Origin of the sequence: Mesorhizobium sp. M0633 (assembly GCF_040320645.1) — a bacterium.
In the GTDB taxonomy this organism is placed as follows: domain Bacteria; phylum Pseudomonadota; class Alphaproteobacteria; order Rhizobiales; family Rhizobiaceae; genus Mesorhizobium.
Genome location: NZ_JAMYQC010000015.1, coordinates 89,326 through 104,700, shown reverse-complemented (window position 1 = coordinate 104,700; position 15,375 = coordinate 89,326). Strand labels below are relative to the sequence as shown.

Below are 15,375 nucleotides of genomic sequence, written 5' to 3'. Positions count from 1 at the left end.
TAGCAGAATCCGGACTGCCGAAGTGATCAACCGGAAATGTTCATTGCGATTGTCGGAACGCAGCACTCTCGCCCGTCCTTGGCAAGACAGCGCCTCTCATCGGCCTTTCGGCCATGACGATTTGCGCAAACCCGGAGGTTCTCGGCCCATGCAGAAATCAGCAGCTAGGCAAGTGCAAGTGGTGATGAACGGCTTGGCCTTCGGCGAGTCACCGCGCTGGCACGATGGCCGGCTGTGGTTCTGCAACTGGGGCACAGGCCAGATCATCGCCGTTGACGCCCTAGGCAACAGCGAGATCGCGCTCACCGTGCCGGCCACCCTGCCCTATTCCATTGACTGGCTGCCGGACGGGCGCCTGCTTGTCGTCTCCGGCTGCGAGGGGCTGGTCCTCAGGCAGGAGGCAGACGGGAGGCTGGTCACCCATGCCGATCTGAGACACCTGTCGAAGAGCCCGTGGAACGAGATCGTCGTCGATGGACGCGGCAACATCTATGTCAATGGTGGTGGGCCTGCTCCGGGTCCCGGCCAGCATTTCGGCCCCGGCGCCATCGTGCTGGTCGCGCCTGACGGCTCGGTTCAGCAGGTGGCTGAGAACCTCGCCTTCGCCAATGGCATGGCGGTGACGCCTGACAACAAGACGCTTATCGTTGCCGAGTCCCACGCCAACCGGCTGACCGCCTTCGACATCGCTGCCGATGGTGGCCTTTCCAACCGCAGGGTCTGGGCCAATCTCGGCAACGGTTTTCCCGATGGCATCTGCCTCGATGCCGAAGGTGCGGCCTGGTATGCCGACGTTCCGAACCGGCATTGCGTGCGGGTGCGCGAGGGCGGCGCGATGCTCGAAAGTGTCGATGTCGACCGCGGCTGCTTTGCCTGCATGCTCGGCGGCAGCGAGGGAAAAACTCTGTTCATCGTGGCCGCCGAATGGCGCGGCTTCGAACATATGATCAGCGATGCCCGTACCGGCCAGGTGCTCAGGATCGAGGCTACCACGCCGGGCGCCGGCTGGCCGTAGAGAGCTTACATCCCGGGAATCCGCTGATAGTTGGCAATATCGGCCTTGACGCCAAGTCGCGCGATGGTCTCCTGAGGATTGAAGCCGCTGCGCTCATGCGCGGCCTTGATGATCGGCACGACCTTGTCGACGGCGGCCTGCCCTTCCCATTCGACAATGGTCACGAGGTCGAACTCGCCCGGCCCCGAGAATTGTTCAAGCAGGAAATCCTGGACGAACCCTTGCTGCTGGCGCAGCAATTCATGCGTCATCCGGACCTTGGCAAGAATCTCCTCGCGGGCGTTGGCCGGAACGACAAACTTGTCCACCCGGAATACACTGCCGCCACTAACTGCCTGATTTATCCCATTCATATCGATTGTCTCCGTTTTTGAACGACGCATCTTGCTGCGATCCAAAACGGCCTACGATCTCAACTTAAGTTGAGGTCAAGCACGAATTTTCAGCTCACCTCCGAGGTGCGGCGGCGGACGACGACGCCGAACTCGTCGCTTTCGCGGGCAATGCGCAGCCGCTCCTCGGCCTCGCTTGCCTCGCGCTGGCGGTCCCACATCGATGCATAAAGGCCGCGCTTGGCTATCAAGGCGACATGGGTGCCGCGCTCGGCGATCTGGCCATCCTGCAGGACGATGATCTCGTCGGCCGAAATCACTGTGGACAGCCGATGGGCGATGACGAGGGTGGTGCGGCCCTGGCTGACCAGGTCGAGTGCCGCCTGGATCTCCTGCTCGGTGTGGCTGTCCAGCGCCGAGGTCGCCTCGTCGAGCATCAGGATCGGCGGTGCCTTCAAAATGGTGCGGGCAATCGCCACCCGCTGCTTCTCGCCGCCGGACAGTTTCAATCCGCGCTCGCCGACCATTGAGCGATAGCCGTCGGGCAGCCGCTCGATGAATGGTCCGATCTGGGCCAGTTCTGCCGCCTTGCGCACATCCTCCTCGCTGGCGCCGACGCGGCCGTAGCGGATGTTGTAGGCGATGGTGTCGTTAAACAGCACCGTGTCCTGCGGCACCATGCCGATGGCAGCGCGCAAGCTCTCCTGCGTCACGTCGCGAATGTCCTGGCCGTCGATCAGAATCTTGCCGCGCTGGATGTCGTAGAAGCGAAACAAAAGCCGCGAAATGGTCGACTTGCCGGCTCCGGAGGGGCCGACGATGGCCACCGTCTTGCCGGCTGGCACCTCGAAGCTGATGCCCTTCAGGATCTTGCGGTTGGGGTCGTAGGAAAAATGTACGTCGCGGAACTCGACCCTGCCGGCATCGACGACCAGCGGCTTGGCGCCCGGCCGATCGACGATCTCACGCTTGACGTCGAGCAGATCGAACATGTTTTCGATGTCGGTCAGGCCCTGGCGAATTTCGCGGTAGATCATGCCGATGAAATTCAGCGGCACCGAAAGCTGCATGAGCATGGCGTTGACGAAGACGAAATCGCCGACGCTTTGTGTGCCCGCCTTCACCTCGAGCGCCGACATCACCATGACGACGGTCATGCCGATACCGAAGATCACACCCTGGCCGAAGTTCAGCCAGCCAAGCGAGGTCCAGGTCCTGGTCGCCGCCAACTCGTAGCGCGCCGTGGACCGGTCGAACCGCTCGGCCTCCATGGCTTCGTTATTGAAATATTTGACTGTTTCGTAGTTGAGCAGCGAGTCGATCGCCTTCGTGCTGGCTTCATTGTCGCTTTCGTTCATCTCACGGCGGATCGAAATACGCCAATCGCTCGCCCTGACGGTGAACCAGACATAGAGCCAGACCGTGACCGCGATCACCAAGACGTATAGCCAGCCATAGGTGACGGCGAAGATGCCGGCGGTGAGCGCGAATTCGACGATTGTCGGCGCCGTCGCCAGCATGGTGAAGCGGACGATCGTCTCGATGCCCTTGGTGCCGCGCTCGATGACGCGCGACAGTCCGCCGGTGCGCCGTTCGAGGTGGAAGCGCAGCGACAGTTCGTGCATGTGCACGAAGGTGCGGAAGGCGAGCCGGCGCACCGCATGCTGGCCGACCCGTGCAAACAGGGCGTCGCGCAACTGGTTGAAGCCGAGCTGCACCAGCCGCACGGCATTGTAGGCGACGACCAGCATGACCGGCGCCAGCAGCAGGGCCGGCAGCGGCGGCGGCGATTTGCTATCGCCGGCCAGTGCGTCGGTCGCCCATTTGAAGAAATAGGGTCCGGCCACCAGGGTCAGCTTGGCGACAACCAGCAGTACGGTTGCCCACACCACGCGCGCCCTCAGGTCGGCGCGGTCGGCCGGCCACATATAGGGCCAGAGATTGCGCAACGTTCTGAAGGTCGAGCCGGAATCTGCGGAAACGGTTTTCTCGGCCATTCTTGTTTACCTTTATGATTTTAGCGGCCGGAGCAGCAGGAATCGACCAGCGCGGCCAGCGATGCCGAAACATCGGCGAGCGCGGCGCGGTCGAGTTCATAGCGCGAGCGCTGGCGGTCAGGCTCGAAGCGGATCAGCCCGGCCTCGACCAGGATCTTCAAATGCTGGGAAACGGTGGACTGCGCCAGGTCGAGATGCTCGACGACCTCGCGACAGCAGCAGGAACGGCTTGCGGAAAGGTGTTTGAGAATTTCGATCCGCGCTGGATGCGAAAGGGCCGCGAGCCGGACAGCGACAGCGCGGCTATCCGGCGTGCAGTTGGCCGGCGTGCAGTTGGCCGGCGCGCGTTCATCTGCCGCGCGGCTTCGGTCCGTTACGAGGGGGGATTCGGTCATCGTCCATCGGCGATAAACGATGACTGGCCCTGCCGCAAGCTATCCTGATGGGCAGAACGGCTACTCGGTCTTGACTGGCGCCGTCGTCATCTGGTCGCCCAGTGCCTTGAGATCGGCGGGCTCGCCTTCCTTCGATTTCTCCGGCACCTTGAACACCTGCCCCGGCCAGATGCGGTTCGGATTGCTGATCTGGTCCTGGTTGGCGAGATAGATGGTCGAGTAGCGCATGCCCTGGCCATAGACCCGCCGCGAAATCCGCCACAGCGTGTCATGGCGGCGGATGATGACTGCGCCATCGGCATGTTCGAGCTTTGGCGCCACGGTCTCGGGAGTTTCGCCCGGAGGCGTTGCGACAGCCATTTCGGCCGGGGCCTCGGTTGTAGGAGTGGGGGCAGTTGCGGGCGTTTCGGCGGCCGTTGCCGGTGCGGCTTCGGTCGCCGGAGCATTCGGCTCGGCTTGTTTTACCCCGGCAGGCTTCTGCTCGGCCGGCGCCACGGCCGCAACCGCCTCACCAGGCTCGCGCTCGAACGGCACAGCCGCACGGGCCACCACCGTCACGCCGTCGGCGTCGAGCGCATCGACGTGGATGGTGTAGGTGCCGACCGGGATGTCGCGTGTCGCTTCGACCAGGAAGTGGCGGTCGGGCGAGGTCTTCGCGTCACCGAGCAGGATATCGTTGGCATAGGCACGCACCTTGCGGCCGGGATCGGCGAGGCCGGCAACGAAAATCTTGTTGCCGTCGATTTCGACAGCTTCGACGACGATCTTCGGCTCCACCGCGGGAGTAGCGGGCGCTGCCGGTGTGGCGGGTGCTGCCGGAGCCGGCGCGGCTTCAACAGCGGCCGGCGCGGCAGGAGCAGGCGCTGCTGGAACATCAGCCGCCGGGGCGGCTGGCGCCGGCGCTGCGGCAGCCGGCAATTCGGTGCCGGTGGCGGGTGGCTGAACGGCCGCCTGTTCGCCGACAGGCGGCGAGGCGTCAGATTTCGCCTGAGGGGCCGGAACAGTGAGCAGTTCGGACGGCTTGCCCGGCTCCTCGACCATTGCCAGCACTTGGCCGGTGGAATTCTGGGGGATCGAAACGACGGCGGTCTGCGCCGAGGCGGTCACGACATTGCCAGCCGTCGAGCGCAGTGTGATCGTGTAGTCGCCGGGCTTCAGCGGATCGTCGAGAATAATGGCAAAGGCGCCGTCGGGACCGGCGACCGTCGAGCCGAGCACAGCCGAACCGTTGAGAATCTCGACCTTGGCGTTGGGCGCCGCATTGCCGGCGACGACGATCGAGCCGTTGCTTTCGACACGCACGATGTCGAAGGTCGGCACGATTGCACCTGCTGCGGCCGGCGCGGCGGGCGCTGCCGCATCGGTGGACGCGGCGGGCGCAGGCGGCAGCCGGCCCTCGGTCGCCGGAGCGGCCGGTTTCGAAGCCGGCGGCGTCAGCGCCGCGACCTCCGCAGGCCGGGTAGAATTGAGATACGGGTCGAGCGCGCCCGATACATAGGCGGTTCCCGCCGCGGCGACAGAGCCGCCAGCCGCGAACAAAAACGCCTTCAATGGATTAATTGCCATGTTTCCCTGCCCCTTAGCCACCTAATTTCGGTCTAGCCTGTTTTACCAAAGCCGACAAGAAAAAGCCCGCCCCAGGGCTTGACCATGCCAATAGTCCCTATCACCAATCATAACATGAACACGATTCGATCTGTCTGCGTCTATTGCGGCTCGTCCCCGGGCCGAGATGAGACCTATATCAAGGCCGGACACCTGCTTGGCCGCTCGATCGCCAAGTCCGGCCTGCGTCTGATTTATGGCGGCGGCACTAAAGGGATCATGGGTGCCGTCGCTGAAGGGGCATTAAAGGCCGGTGGCAAGGTAACCGGCATAATTCCACGTTTTCTGATCAACCGGGAGGCGACCGAAACCGCGCTTAACCGGCTCGACGAGCTCGTCATCACCGACAACATGCACCAGCGCAAGCACAGGATGTTCGAGAAATCTGACGCCTTTGTGGCGTTGCCCGGCGGCATCGGCACCGTCGAGGAGATCGTCGAGATCATGACTTGGGCACAGCTCGGCCATCACCGCAAGCCGATCGTCTTCGGCAACGTCGGCGGGTTCTGGGATCCGATGCTGGCGTTACTCGACCACATGGCAACGGAGGGCTTCATCCACACGGCGCAACGGGTCAAGCCGCTGGTGGTCGAGGATCCGGAAGCAATCGTCGCCGCTATCATGGTGGCAGGATCCTCCGTCGATGCACCGACGGAGGGCGTGCAGTCGGTGATTGATAAGATGTAGAGTGAATGGTGAATGGTGAATGGTGAATGGTGAATGGTGAAGTAGAAGACTTTCCAAACCGGCGCCTGTCTATTCACTATTCACTATTCACTCCTTCCCTACTGCCTTCCTCAAGTCTCCGATGACCGCACGCTTATCCTGACGCCGCCAGGCGAGATGGATCGAGACGGTGCGTTCGAACCACGGCAGATCGCGAAACACGATCTGAGGCGGCGCGGCACTCCGCAGGCTGGCCTGCACCGTCGCCAGCCCAAGCCCGGCGCTGACCAAGCCCAACGACGTCAACGGATCGGTCGTCTCATAGGCTATGTCAGGCAGGAAACCGGCCTTCGCACAGGCGGCGAGAAATTGGCTGCGGTTGGTGTCGTCAGGCTGGCGCACCACCGTTATCCAGGTACGGCCGTCCAGTTGCTGCGGCAGTATCTCCGCGATTTCTGCCAATGGATCGCCTTCCGGCATCGCCAGAACCAGCGGCTCGCGCATGATGAGCATGGCGACGATGTCGGGATCATCGGCAGAAGGAGGCGTGTAGACAAGGCCCAGATCGAGCGATCGTTCGCGCAGCGCTTCGATCTGGGCGGCGGAACGCTGACCCTTCAGTTGAAGATGAAATTCGGGCCGGTCGCGGCGAAACTGGCGCAGCATCCGAGCGACAAGCCCGGCATGGACCGCACCTTCCACATAACCGATGGCGAGACGGCCGACCGTACCGCTGGCGAGATTGCGGCCGAGCTCCTCCAGCCGTCTTGCATGGGCCAGCAGCGCACGCGCCTCGGCAAGAAAAGCGCGGCCCTCGGCATTGAGATGAACACGCTGCCTCGCCCTCTCGAACAGTGCGACGCCCAGCTGCTCCTCCAGCTGAATGATCTGACGGCTGAGCGGCGACTGCGAGATGTGCAGCAATTCGGCGGCACGCCCGACGTTGCCGGTTTCGGCCACCGTGATGAAATAGCGGAGCTGGCGCAGGTCGAACATTGTTGCTTCGATGCTCAAGTCCCGTGAGGTCTCAAATTTAGCCTAATCAGTCTTGGACTGTCTGGCCAGCAGAAGCGAATATTTCCGCATTCCAACGGCCAACATCAGGAGATTCCGATGCAGTTCTTTGCCCTTCTTGCGCGCAACACCGAAAAGTTCACCGACGCCGATTTCGCGCCGCTGCTGCCTGGCGAGGCCGAGCAGCGCCGCACGCTCTATGCCGAAGGCGCCGTGCGTCAGGTGTGGAATCGGGGTGACATTCCCGGCAGCGGCATGATGTTCGAAGCCGGCAGCGATGCCGATGTGCGCCACCATCTTGCAACTTTACCGCTGGTCAAGGCTGGCATGATGGATATTGCCGCCGTCGTGCCGCTGCAGCCATATCCCGGCTTCGGGCCGAAGCGCTGAGCGATCGTGAAAGACGCGGCTGCCGGCATTAAGACCGGCCAGCCGCCTTTCTTCGTTACGCGGCTCGAGCTGATGCGGAAACGGTCTTGCGCGCCGAAGAAAACATCGACCAGGAGTACATCGCCAGTGCCGCCCAGATCAGCCCGAAGGCTATGGCCTGAACACTGCCGAAGGGTTCGCCGAAAATCAGCACCGCGATCAAAAAGACGATCGTCGGCGCGATATATTGCATGATGCCGATGGTGGAGAGGCGCAGCAGCCTGGCTCCGAACGCAAACAACAGCAGCGGCACGGCGGTGACCGGACCGCAGCCGATCAGCAAGGCGGTGTCGTTCAGCGAGCTGGAGACGAAATGATCCTGTCCTGTGGCGATCAGGAAGATGATGTAGCCGAGTGCCGGCACCGACAGCAGCAGCACTTCAAGCAGGAAGCCCTGGCTCGGGCCGATTGGCAGCGTCTTGCGGAAGAAGCCATAGGCGGCAAAGGAAAAGGCTAGCACCAGCGACACCCAGGGCAGTTTGCCGGCGTCGATGGTCAGCACCGCGACCGCGATTGCCGCCAGCACCACCGCCGCGATCTGCAGGCGGTCGAGCCGCTCGCCGAGGAGCAGCGCGCCGACAACGACGCTGACCAGCGGGTTGATGTAGTAGCCGAGCGCGGTCTCGATGGTGCGGTCGACCGCGATCGCCCAGACATAGATGCCCCAGTTGACCGAGATCAGCGCCGCCGTCAGCACCGCCATCGAAATGATGCGCGGCGAACGAACTGCCGCTTTGAAATCGGCAGTGCGACCGGCCCAGACCAGGACAGCGGCCGCGATCGGCACCGACCAGACGATGCGGTGGGCGATGACTTCGGCCAGCGGCAGATGCGCGACAGCCTTCATGTAGAAGGGCAGCAGCCCCCAAAGCAGGTAGGCGCCGAGCGCCAGCAGGAAGCCGCGACGAGCTTTGGTGTCGGCCTCGATGTGAAGTGCTTGGGTAGTCATGGCCCAAGGCTATGCGCCAGCGGCTTGCCCAAAACCATCGCAAATTGCTGATGGATCAATGGAGTCTTGCTGATGGTTCAACGCTACTCCGCCGCCGCCAATCCCGCCATGTCGCGGTTCTTCATCAGCTTGTAGACGATCGAATCCATCAACGCCTGGAAGGAAGCGTCGATGATGTTTTCGGAGACACCGACCGTCCACCAGCGCGCACCGGTGCCGTCATGCGATTCGATCAGCACGCGGGTGATCGCCTCGGTGCCGCCATTGAGGATACGCACCTTGAAGTCGGCCAGCTCGAGGTCGGCGATCTCGCTCTGGAATTTGCCGAGATCCTTGCGCAGCGCAATGTCGAGCGCGTTGACCGGGCCATGGCCTTCGGCGACCGACATCTTCTCCTCGCCCTCGACCAGCACTTTCACGATCGCCTCCGAGACCGTCTTCAGCTGGCCGTTGGCGTCGAAGCGGCGCTCGACCATGCAGCGGAACGAGGTGACGCGGAAGAATTCCGGCAGGCCATGCAGCATCTTGCGCGCCAGAAGCTCGAAGCTGGCGTCGGCGCCTTCGTACGCGTAGCCCTCCGCCTCACGTTCCTTGACTACAGCGATCAGCGCATCGAGGCGATGGTCATCCCGGGGCATGTCGATGCCGCGCCGCTTCAGCTCGGCGAGGAAATTGGCCTTGCCACCTTGGTCCGAAACCATGACGCGGCGGCGGTTGCCGACAGTCTCTGGCGGCACATGCTCGTAGGTCGCCGGCTCCTTGGCCAGCGCCGAGGCATGGATGCCGGCCTTGGTGGCGAAAGCGGAGGCGCCGACATAGGGCGCTTGCGCTTCGGGCGCGCGGTTCAGCAACTCGTCGAAGGCGCGGGACAGGCGCGATATACCGGTCAACGCTTCTGCCGAAATGCCTGTAGCAAAGCGGCCCGAAAAGGCCGGCTTCAACGCCAATGTCGGCACGATCGAGATCAGGTTGGCGTTGCCGCAGCGCTCGCCGATGCCGTTCAGCGTGCCCTGGATCTGGCGCACGCCGGCCTCCACGGCGGCAAGCGAATTCGCCACCGCCTGGCCGGTGTCGTCATGGGCGTGGATGCCGAGATGATCGCCCGGTATGCCGGCGGCGATCACCTTTTCGACGATGGCGCGCACCTCGGAGGGCTGCGTGCCGCCATTGGTGTCGCACAGCACCACCCAGCGCGCGCCGGCATCGTAGGCCGTCCTGGCGCAGGCCAGCGCATAATCTGGATTGGCCTTGAAGCCGTCGAAGAAATGCTCGCAGTCGACCATCGCCTCCTTGCCGGCAGTGAGCGCCGCCTCGACCGAGGCCTTGATCGCCTCGAGGTTCTCCTCATTGGTGCAGCCGAGCGCGACGCGGACATGGTAGTCCCAACTCTTGGCGACGAAGCAGATGGCGTCCGACTTCGACTGGACCAGCGCGCCAAGCCCAGGATCGTTCGAGATCGACACTCCTGCCCGTTTGGTCATGCCAAAGGCAACGAACTTGGCATCGGCCGTGCGGCGCTCGGCAAAGAAGGCGGTGTCGGTTGGATTGGCGCCGGGGTAGCCGCCCTCGACGTAGTCGATGCCGAACTCGTCGAGCAGCTTGGCGATGGCGATCTTGTCCTCGACGGAGAAGTCGACACCCGGCGTCTGCTGACCATCGCGCAGCGTGGTGTCGAACAGATAAAGGCGCTCGCGAGCCATGGTCATTTCCCGGCAAACATGTCCGTTGCGCGGATCAGCCTGTCGAGGATGCCCGGCTCCGAATAGGCGTGGCCGGCGCCTTCGATCAGATGGAAATCCGCTTGCGGCCACGCCTTGTGCAGCGCCCAGGCGTAGCGCGCCGGGCACGGCATGTCGTAGCGGCCGTGAACGATGGTACCCGGGATATCCTTAAGCTTCCATGCATCGCGCAGCAGCTGTCCCTCTTCCAGCCAGCCGGCATGGACGAAATAGTGGTTCTCGATGCGGGCGAAAGCCAGGGCATAATCATCCTGGCCGAAGGGACCGCTGGTTTCCGGTTCCGGCAGCAGCGTGATCGTCTCGCCCTCCCACAGGCTCCAGGCGCGGGCGGCCTCGACCTGCGCCACAGGATCGCTGCCGACCAGCCGTTTGCGGTAGGCGGCCATCATGTCGCCGCGCTCGGCCTCCGGGATCGGCGCCAGAAACCGCTCCCACTTGTCGGGGAACATCTCCGACACGCCGAACTGGTAGTACCATTCGAGTTCGGCGCGGGTCAGCGTGTAGATGCCGCGCACGACCAGTTCGCTGACCCGCTCGGGGTGGGTCTGGGCATAGGCCAGCGCCAGCGTCGAACCCCACGAACCGCCGAACACCAGCCATTTGTCGAAGCCGCACATTTTTCGCAGGCGCTCGATGTCGGCGACCAGGTGCCAGGTGGTGTTGGCTTCAAGCGAGGCATTGGGCGTCGATTTTCCGCAGCCGCGCTGGTCGAACAGGATGACATCGTACAGCTTCGGATCGAACAGCCGCCGGTGCTTTGGCGAAATGGTGCCGCCCGGCCCGCCATGCAGGAAGACAGCCGGCTTGGCCCCTCTGGTGCCGGAGCGCTCCCAATAGACCTGATGGCCATCGCCAACGTCGAGCATGCCGGACTCGAAAGCCTCAATCTCGGGATAGAGGGTACGGAATTCGCTGCTCATAATTTCAGGCCCTGCTGCGGCCAGTTGGCCGTCTCGTGATCGGGATGCTGGAAGGAGATGATGGATTCCTGTCGCGCGTAGAAATCCGGGTCGTCATGGATCGGCGCGTCGAAGATCGTCTCGACCCAAGGCAGCCTGGCGGCGTAGTTAACCTGGATCTGCGGCGCCAGATCGGAACGGTCGTCGAAGGCGCCGATGGCGATCTCCAGCGCGCCGGGCTGGCGGTAGGTCAGCGGTGTGCCGCAGCGGGCGCAGAAGCCGCGATCGATGTTGACCGACGACTGAAAGTAACTCGGCTCCTCGCGCACCCATTCGACGCCGTCGCTCGGCACTGTCACCAGCGCGCCGAAAAACGACCCGAACTGTTTCTGGCACATGCGGCAATGACAAATGGACGGACGGCCGAGCGCCCCGTGGATGCGGAAGCGCACGGCGCCGCACTGGCAGCCGCCGGTACGAACGGTTTCGGTCATGATTTTTCCTCCGGCGGCCATTGTTCGGTGTCGTGGTCGGGATGTTGGTAGGAGACGAGATCGGCGAGATAGGAGGCCGACGAGACGTCGGCCATCGTTTCCTCACCTGGCAATTCGTGGACGTGATCCACGTACGGGAGCTTGGCTTCGACACCCCATTGGATGGTCGGGGCGATCTCCTCGGGGTGGTCGAATGTGGCGATGGCGAGGGCCACCCCGTCGGGCGCTTCGAAGGTCAGCGGCGTGCCGCATTCGGCGCAGAAACCGCGCAAAGCCGCGTTGGACGAGCGGAAGCGTTTGGGCTCACCGCGCGTCCAGTCCAGCCTTGCGCCGCGCACCGAGACCAGCGGCAGGTAGAAATTGCCGCTCGCCTTCTGGCACATGCGGCAATGGCATACGGAAGCATCACCGAGAGCTCCTTCGACGCGGAAGCGCACCGCGCCGCACTGGCAGCCGCCTGTATAGACCGGTCTGTTGTCGAGGCTCATCGCGCACTACTCCGGGGCATGGCAAACCGCCTCGACATTGTTGCCGTCGGGATCGAAAACAAAGGCGCCATAATAGTTCGGATGGTAGTGCAGGCGCAGGCCCGGCCCGCCATTGTCCTTGCCGCCGGCGGCAATCGCCGCGGCGTGAAAGGCATCGACCTCGGCGCGGCTGCGAGCGGTGAAGGCGACATGCTGATGATCCTTCGGCTTGTCCTTGCCGGCATGCAGCCAAAACACCGGCCGGTCGCGGCCGTAGCCGCCGACCTTGGCGCCGCCGGTATATTCCTGCGGCACCATGTAAAGCAGCGAGGCGCCGAGCGGCGCTATCGCCCTGTCGTAAAAAGCCTTCGACGCGTCGAAATCCGAAACGGTGATGCCGAGATGATCGATCATCTTTTTACCTCCCAGGTGGTGATGCGTTCGCCGGTGACGGGGTCCTTGCCGTCCTTCAACTGGATGCCTTGCGTCAGCAACTCGTCGCGGATGCGGTCGGCCTCGGCCCAGTTCTTGGCGGCGATCAGCGCGAGGCGTTTGGCGATCGCCTTGGCAATGGCGTCTTCATCCACCTTGGCTGTTGCGATGTCGAAGCCGAGGAACAGAAGCGATGCCTTCAGTGAAGCGGCAGTATCGTTGTCTTCGGCGGCTGCGTTGCCGCTACCTGCGTTGAAATCAACAGCATCACCAGCCAACTGCGTCAGCAACTGGAATGCGGCATAGGTGGCAAGGTCATCCGACAGCGCTTCGATCACACCCGCCGGCACCGGCTTTGCCGTCGGCGGCGCCAGATCGGCCGCCCGCTTCCATTTGCGCAGCGTATTCTCCGCCTCTTCCAGCTTGCGCACGGAAAAGTCGATCGGCTCGCGATAGTGCGTCATCAGCATCGCCAGCCTGAGCACCTCGCCCGGCCATTTGCGGCCGCCAAAGGTATCCGTCTCCAGCAATTCGGTGATCGAATAGAAATTGCCCAGGCTCTTGGACATCTTCTGGCCCTCGACCTGCAGGAAACCATTGTGCATCCACACCTTGGCCATCGTTTCGGTGCCGTGGGCGCACCGCGATTGCGCGATCTCGTTCTCGTGGTGCGGAAAGATCAGGTCGAGACCACCGCCATGGATGTCGAACACCTCGCCGAGATAGGCGGCCGACATCGCCGAGCACTCGATGTGCCAGCCCGGCCGACCCCTGCCCCACGGGCTGTCCCAGCCTGGCTCCTCGGGCGAAGACAATTTCCACAGCACGAAATCCTGCGGGTTCTTCTTGTGCTCATCGACGGCGACGCGGGCGCCGGCCTGCTGCTCATCGAGATTGCGCTTCGACAACTGCCCATAATCCGGCATGGAAGCGGTGTCGAACAAGACTTCTCCAGCCGCGACATAGGCATGGCCGCGTTCGATCAAGCGTTGAATCAAGAAGATCATGTCGACCTTGCCGTCGGGCCTGGGCTCGACGAACTCGGTGGCGCGCGGCTCGACCGTCGGTTCCAGGCAACCGAGCGCCGCGACGTCCTTGTGGAACTGACCGGCGGTCTTTTCGGTGACCCGCCTGATCGCTTCGTTCAGCGACAGCTTGCCAGAGGCAATCTCGCCGCCGAAATCGCGCAGTGCGCGGGCGTTGATCTTGTCGTCGACGTCCGTAATGTTGCGGACGTAAGTGACGTGCGCTTGCCCGTAGAGATGGCGCAGCAAACGGAACAGCACGTCGAAGACGATCACCGGCCGCGCATTGCCGATATGGGCGAAGTCGTAGACCGTCGGGCCGCAGACATACATGCGCACGTTGCGCGGATCGATCGGGAAGAAATCGTCCTTGCTCCGCGTTAGCGTATTGTAGAGGCGCAGGCTCTTCGATGCGTCAGACATACGTGCGTTCCCGGTGCGTTACTTTGGCATGATCTTTTGGGATCGTGCTCTGGATGGAGTCGGTTACGCCGAGGCGCAAATCGGGGTCCAGCCTGCTGGCCGGGGCGTTTGTCCAATCTGGGAGGAGATGAGGCGAAAACGTCCAGGACCAGCGCGAGGCTAGCCGATAATGCAAATGCCACAAATGGCGAAAGACGTTTTCATGGCCGGCTTTATCGCCTTGCCCGGTGTTGCCGTCAAGTCGCTACCTTCGCCAAAAATATCGTTGGCTCACAGGAATTGAGCCACTGAAACATTTTATTAAACAGGTCGGCACTGTGATGAAACATTCGCCGGCTAGATCAGCAAGCGTCACGATTTGGTCGGATTCGGCCAGCAAACGCAGACACGAAGACGTTACCAGGGAAGAGAACAATGCCTAAGCAAGAATCCAACCGCGCCAAGCAACCGGCGCTCGCCAGCCACTACCGGGCGATCGGCCCGGCAGCAATCGTCGCAGCTCTTCTGCACACCGCGAAGAAGAAGAAGCCGGCGCAGAAGATCGTTTCGCCGCGCGCTGCCTGAGAATGCCGTCGGGAAGGTTGAGGCGCTCACGGCGCACCAGCAATAGTAGCTTTTGCTAAAATAAATTCATCTGACTGTCGTTCGCGCCGGACTTCTGGTGCCTGACCTTCTCAGGCTCAGGCTCGACGACGCCCTTCTCCTGAATCTCCGGCCCGGTATTGGCGACCTTGTTGACAAGGTCGGAAACCGGGATCGCTTCGAAGAAATCGGGCTGGGCGGGTCTCAGCAGATGGGCCACATCGCGCGGCTCGAGCGTGCGGCAATCCAGCCAGCGCGCGAAATCTTCGGGATGGATCACCACCGGCATGCGGTCGTGGATATGGGCAGTGTCGGCATTGGCGTGGGCGGTCAGAATGGCGCCGGTGTCCATTTCCGAGCCGCCCGGCTCGGCATAGGTCTCAATCAGCCCGGCGAAGGCGACAAGCCCGCCACGCCTTGGCCGCACCCAATAGGGCTGCCCTCTTCTGCCACCGGTGTGGTGCCATTCGTAGAATCCCGAAGCCGGTACCAGGGCGCGGCGATGGCGCATGGCAGCGCGAAACGACGCCTTTTCCGAAGCCCCCTCAGAACGCGCGTTGAACAGCAGCGGGAAGTTACGCGTATCCTTGACCCAGGCCGGGATCAGGCCCCAGCGCACCAGCATCGAGCGGCGGTCGGGCAAGTTCGAGCCCGGCGCCTGCGGCAATCCGGCGAGCGCCATCAGCACCGGCTGCGTCGGCGCGATGTTGTAGCGGGCCGGAAACTCCTCAAGTTCCGCCAGGCTGAGAAAGGCGGCGGTCTGGTCCGGAGTGGCGGTCAAGGCAAAGCGTCCGCACATGAATTCAGCTCTCGAATTGGTGGCATGTGAAAGTGGCCATGGAACCCGCCTTTCGCAACCGCTAAAGCTGTTCGCCGACGGCCGGTCCACAACGGGCTATGCCAATCGAGCGA

At 63.0% G+C, this 15,375-nt stretch carries 17 protein-coding genes; 4 read left to right on the top strand and 13 right to left on the bottom strand.

Going from position 1 to position 15,375, the window contains the following annotated elements; genetic code table 11:
- Positions 1–148: 148 nt before the first annotated feature.
- The gene (locus NKI47_RS17775; protein WP_352592066.1) at positions 149–1,015 is read left to right on the top strand and encodes an SMP-30/gluconolactonase/LRE family protein; all 867 of its coding nucleotides are present in this window, start codon (positions 149–151) and stop codon (positions 1,013–1,015) included.
- Positions 1,016–1,020: 5 nt separating this feature from the next.
- Here the strand turns inward: NKI47_RS17775 and NKI47_RS17770 are convergent, their stop codons facing one another.
- The 4 genes from NKI47_RS17770 to NKI47_RS17755 form a co-directional block, all read right to left on the bottom strand.
- On the bottom strand, positions 1,021–1,368 hold the full coding sequence (locus NKI47_RS17770) for an antibiotic biosynthesis monooxygenase (protein ID WP_352592108.1): 348 nt from the start codon (positions 1,366–1,368) through the stop codon (positions 1,021–1,023).
- A gap of 89 nt (positions 1,369–1,457) precedes the next feature.
- Entirely contained in the window at positions 1,458–3,344 is a 1,887-nt protein-coding gene (locus NKI47_RS17765; RefSeq protein WP_023677732.1) for an ABCB family ABC transporter ATP-binding protein/permease, read from the bottom strand.
- Positions 3,345–3,364: 20 nt separating this feature from the next.
- Complete coding sequence (locus tag NKI47_RS17760; RefSeq protein ID WP_023677733.1) at positions 3,365–3,739, bottom strand: ArsR/SmtB family transcription factor; 375 nt, start codon at positions 3,737–3,739, stop codon at positions 3,365–3,367.
- A gap of 60 nt (positions 3,740–3,799) precedes the next feature.
- Positions 3,800–5,305, bottom strand: coding sequence for a LysM peptidoglycan-binding domain-containing protein (locus NKI47_RS17755; protein WP_352592063.1), 1,506 nt, complete (start codon positions 5,303–5,305; stop codon positions 3,800–3,802).
- A 114-nt stretch (positions 5,306–5,419) separates the two neighbouring features.
- On the opposite strand from NKI47_RS17755, the gene NKI47_RS17750 reads away from it, so the two are divergent.
- Entirely contained in the window at positions 5,420–6,031 is a 612-nt protein-coding gene (locus tag NKI47_RS17750) for an LOG family protein (protein WP_023677735.1), read from the top strand.
- Positions 6,032–6,118: 87 nt separating this feature from the next.
- Here the strand turns inward: NKI47_RS17750 and NKI47_RS17745 are convergent, their stop codons facing one another.
- On the bottom strand, positions 6,119–7,024 hold the full coding sequence (locus NKI47_RS17745; protein WP_352578950.1) for a LysR family transcriptional regulator: 906 nt from the start codon (positions 7,022–7,024) through the stop codon (positions 6,119–6,121).
- Positions 7,025–7,123: 99 nt separating this feature from the next.
- On the opposite strand from NKI47_RS17745, the gene NKI47_RS17740 reads away from it, so the two are divergent.
- Positions 7,124–7,414, top strand: a complete 291-nt coding sequence (locus tag NKI47_RS17740) for a muconolactone Delta-isomerase family protein (RefSeq protein ID WP_352448978.1) — start codon at positions 7,124–7,126, stop codon at positions 7,412–7,414.
- Positions 7,415–7,469: 55 nt separating this feature from the next.
- Here NKI47_RS17740 and rarD read toward each other — a convergent pair whose 3' ends face one another.
- From rarD to cysS, 7 genes are all read right to left on the bottom strand, one after another.
- A complete protein-coding gene (gene rarD, locus NKI47_RS17735; RefSeq protein ID WP_023677738.1) occupies positions 7,470–8,402 on the bottom strand; it encodes an EamA family transporter RarD in 933 nt (310 codons plus the stop codon).
- A gap of 83 nt (positions 8,403–8,485) precedes the next feature.
- On the bottom strand, positions 8,486–10,108 hold the full coding sequence (gene cimA, locus NKI47_RS17730) for a citramalate synthase (protein ID WP_198023571.1): 1,623 nt from the start codon (positions 10,106–10,108) through the stop codon (positions 8,486–8,488).
- On the bottom strand, positions 10,105–11,061 hold the full coding sequence (gene pip, locus NKI47_RS17725) for a prolyl aminopeptidase (RefSeq protein ID WP_352592059.1): 957 nt from the start codon (positions 11,059–11,061) through the stop codon (positions 10,105–10,107). The genes cimA and pip overlap by 4 nt, the downstream gene beginning before the upstream one ends.
- Positions 11,058–11,534 (bottom strand): GFA family protein, encoded by a 477-nt coding sequence (locus NKI47_RS17720; protein WP_352448982.1) that lies wholly within the window; start codon positions 11,532–11,534, stop codon positions 11,058–11,060. Before NKI47_RS17720 ends, pip begins: the two co-directional genes overlap by 4 nt.
- Positions 11,531–12,022, bottom strand: a complete 492-nt coding sequence (locus NKI47_RS17715; RefSeq protein WP_023677742.1) for a GFA family protein — start codon at positions 12,020–12,022, stop codon at positions 11,531–11,533. Before NKI47_RS17715 ends, NKI47_RS17720 begins: the two co-directional genes overlap by 4 nt.
- Positions 12,023–12,028: 6 nt before the next feature.
- The gene (locus NKI47_RS17710) at positions 12,029–12,415 is read right to left on the bottom strand and encodes a VOC family protein (RefSeq protein ID WP_352592055.1); all 387 of its coding nucleotides are present in this window, start codon (positions 12,413–12,415) and stop codon (positions 12,029–12,031) included.
- Positions 12,412–13,881, bottom strand: coding sequence for a cysteine--tRNA ligase (gene cysS, locus NKI47_RS17705; protein ID WP_352592052.1), 1,470 nt, complete (start codon positions 13,879–13,881; stop codon positions 12,412–12,414). The genes NKI47_RS17710 and cysS overlap by 4 nt, the downstream gene beginning before the upstream one ends.
- Positions 13,882–14,295: 414 nt before the next feature.
- Here cysS and NKI47_RS17700 point away from each other — a divergent pair, with 414 nt between their 5' ends.
- On the top strand, positions 14,296–14,445 hold the full coding sequence (locus NKI47_RS17700; RefSeq protein WP_023677745.1) for a hypothetical protein: 150 nt from the start codon (positions 14,296–14,298) through the stop codon (positions 14,443–14,445).
- A gap of 55 nt (positions 14,446–14,500) precedes the next feature.
- Here the strand turns inward: NKI47_RS17700 and NKI47_RS17695 are convergent, their stop codons facing one another.
- Positions 14,501–15,262, bottom strand: a complete 762-nt coding sequence (locus NKI47_RS17695) for an SOS response-associated peptidase (RefSeq protein WP_352592049.1) — start codon at positions 15,260–15,262, stop codon at positions 14,501–14,503.
- Positions 15,263–15,375 lie beyond the last annotated feature (113 nt).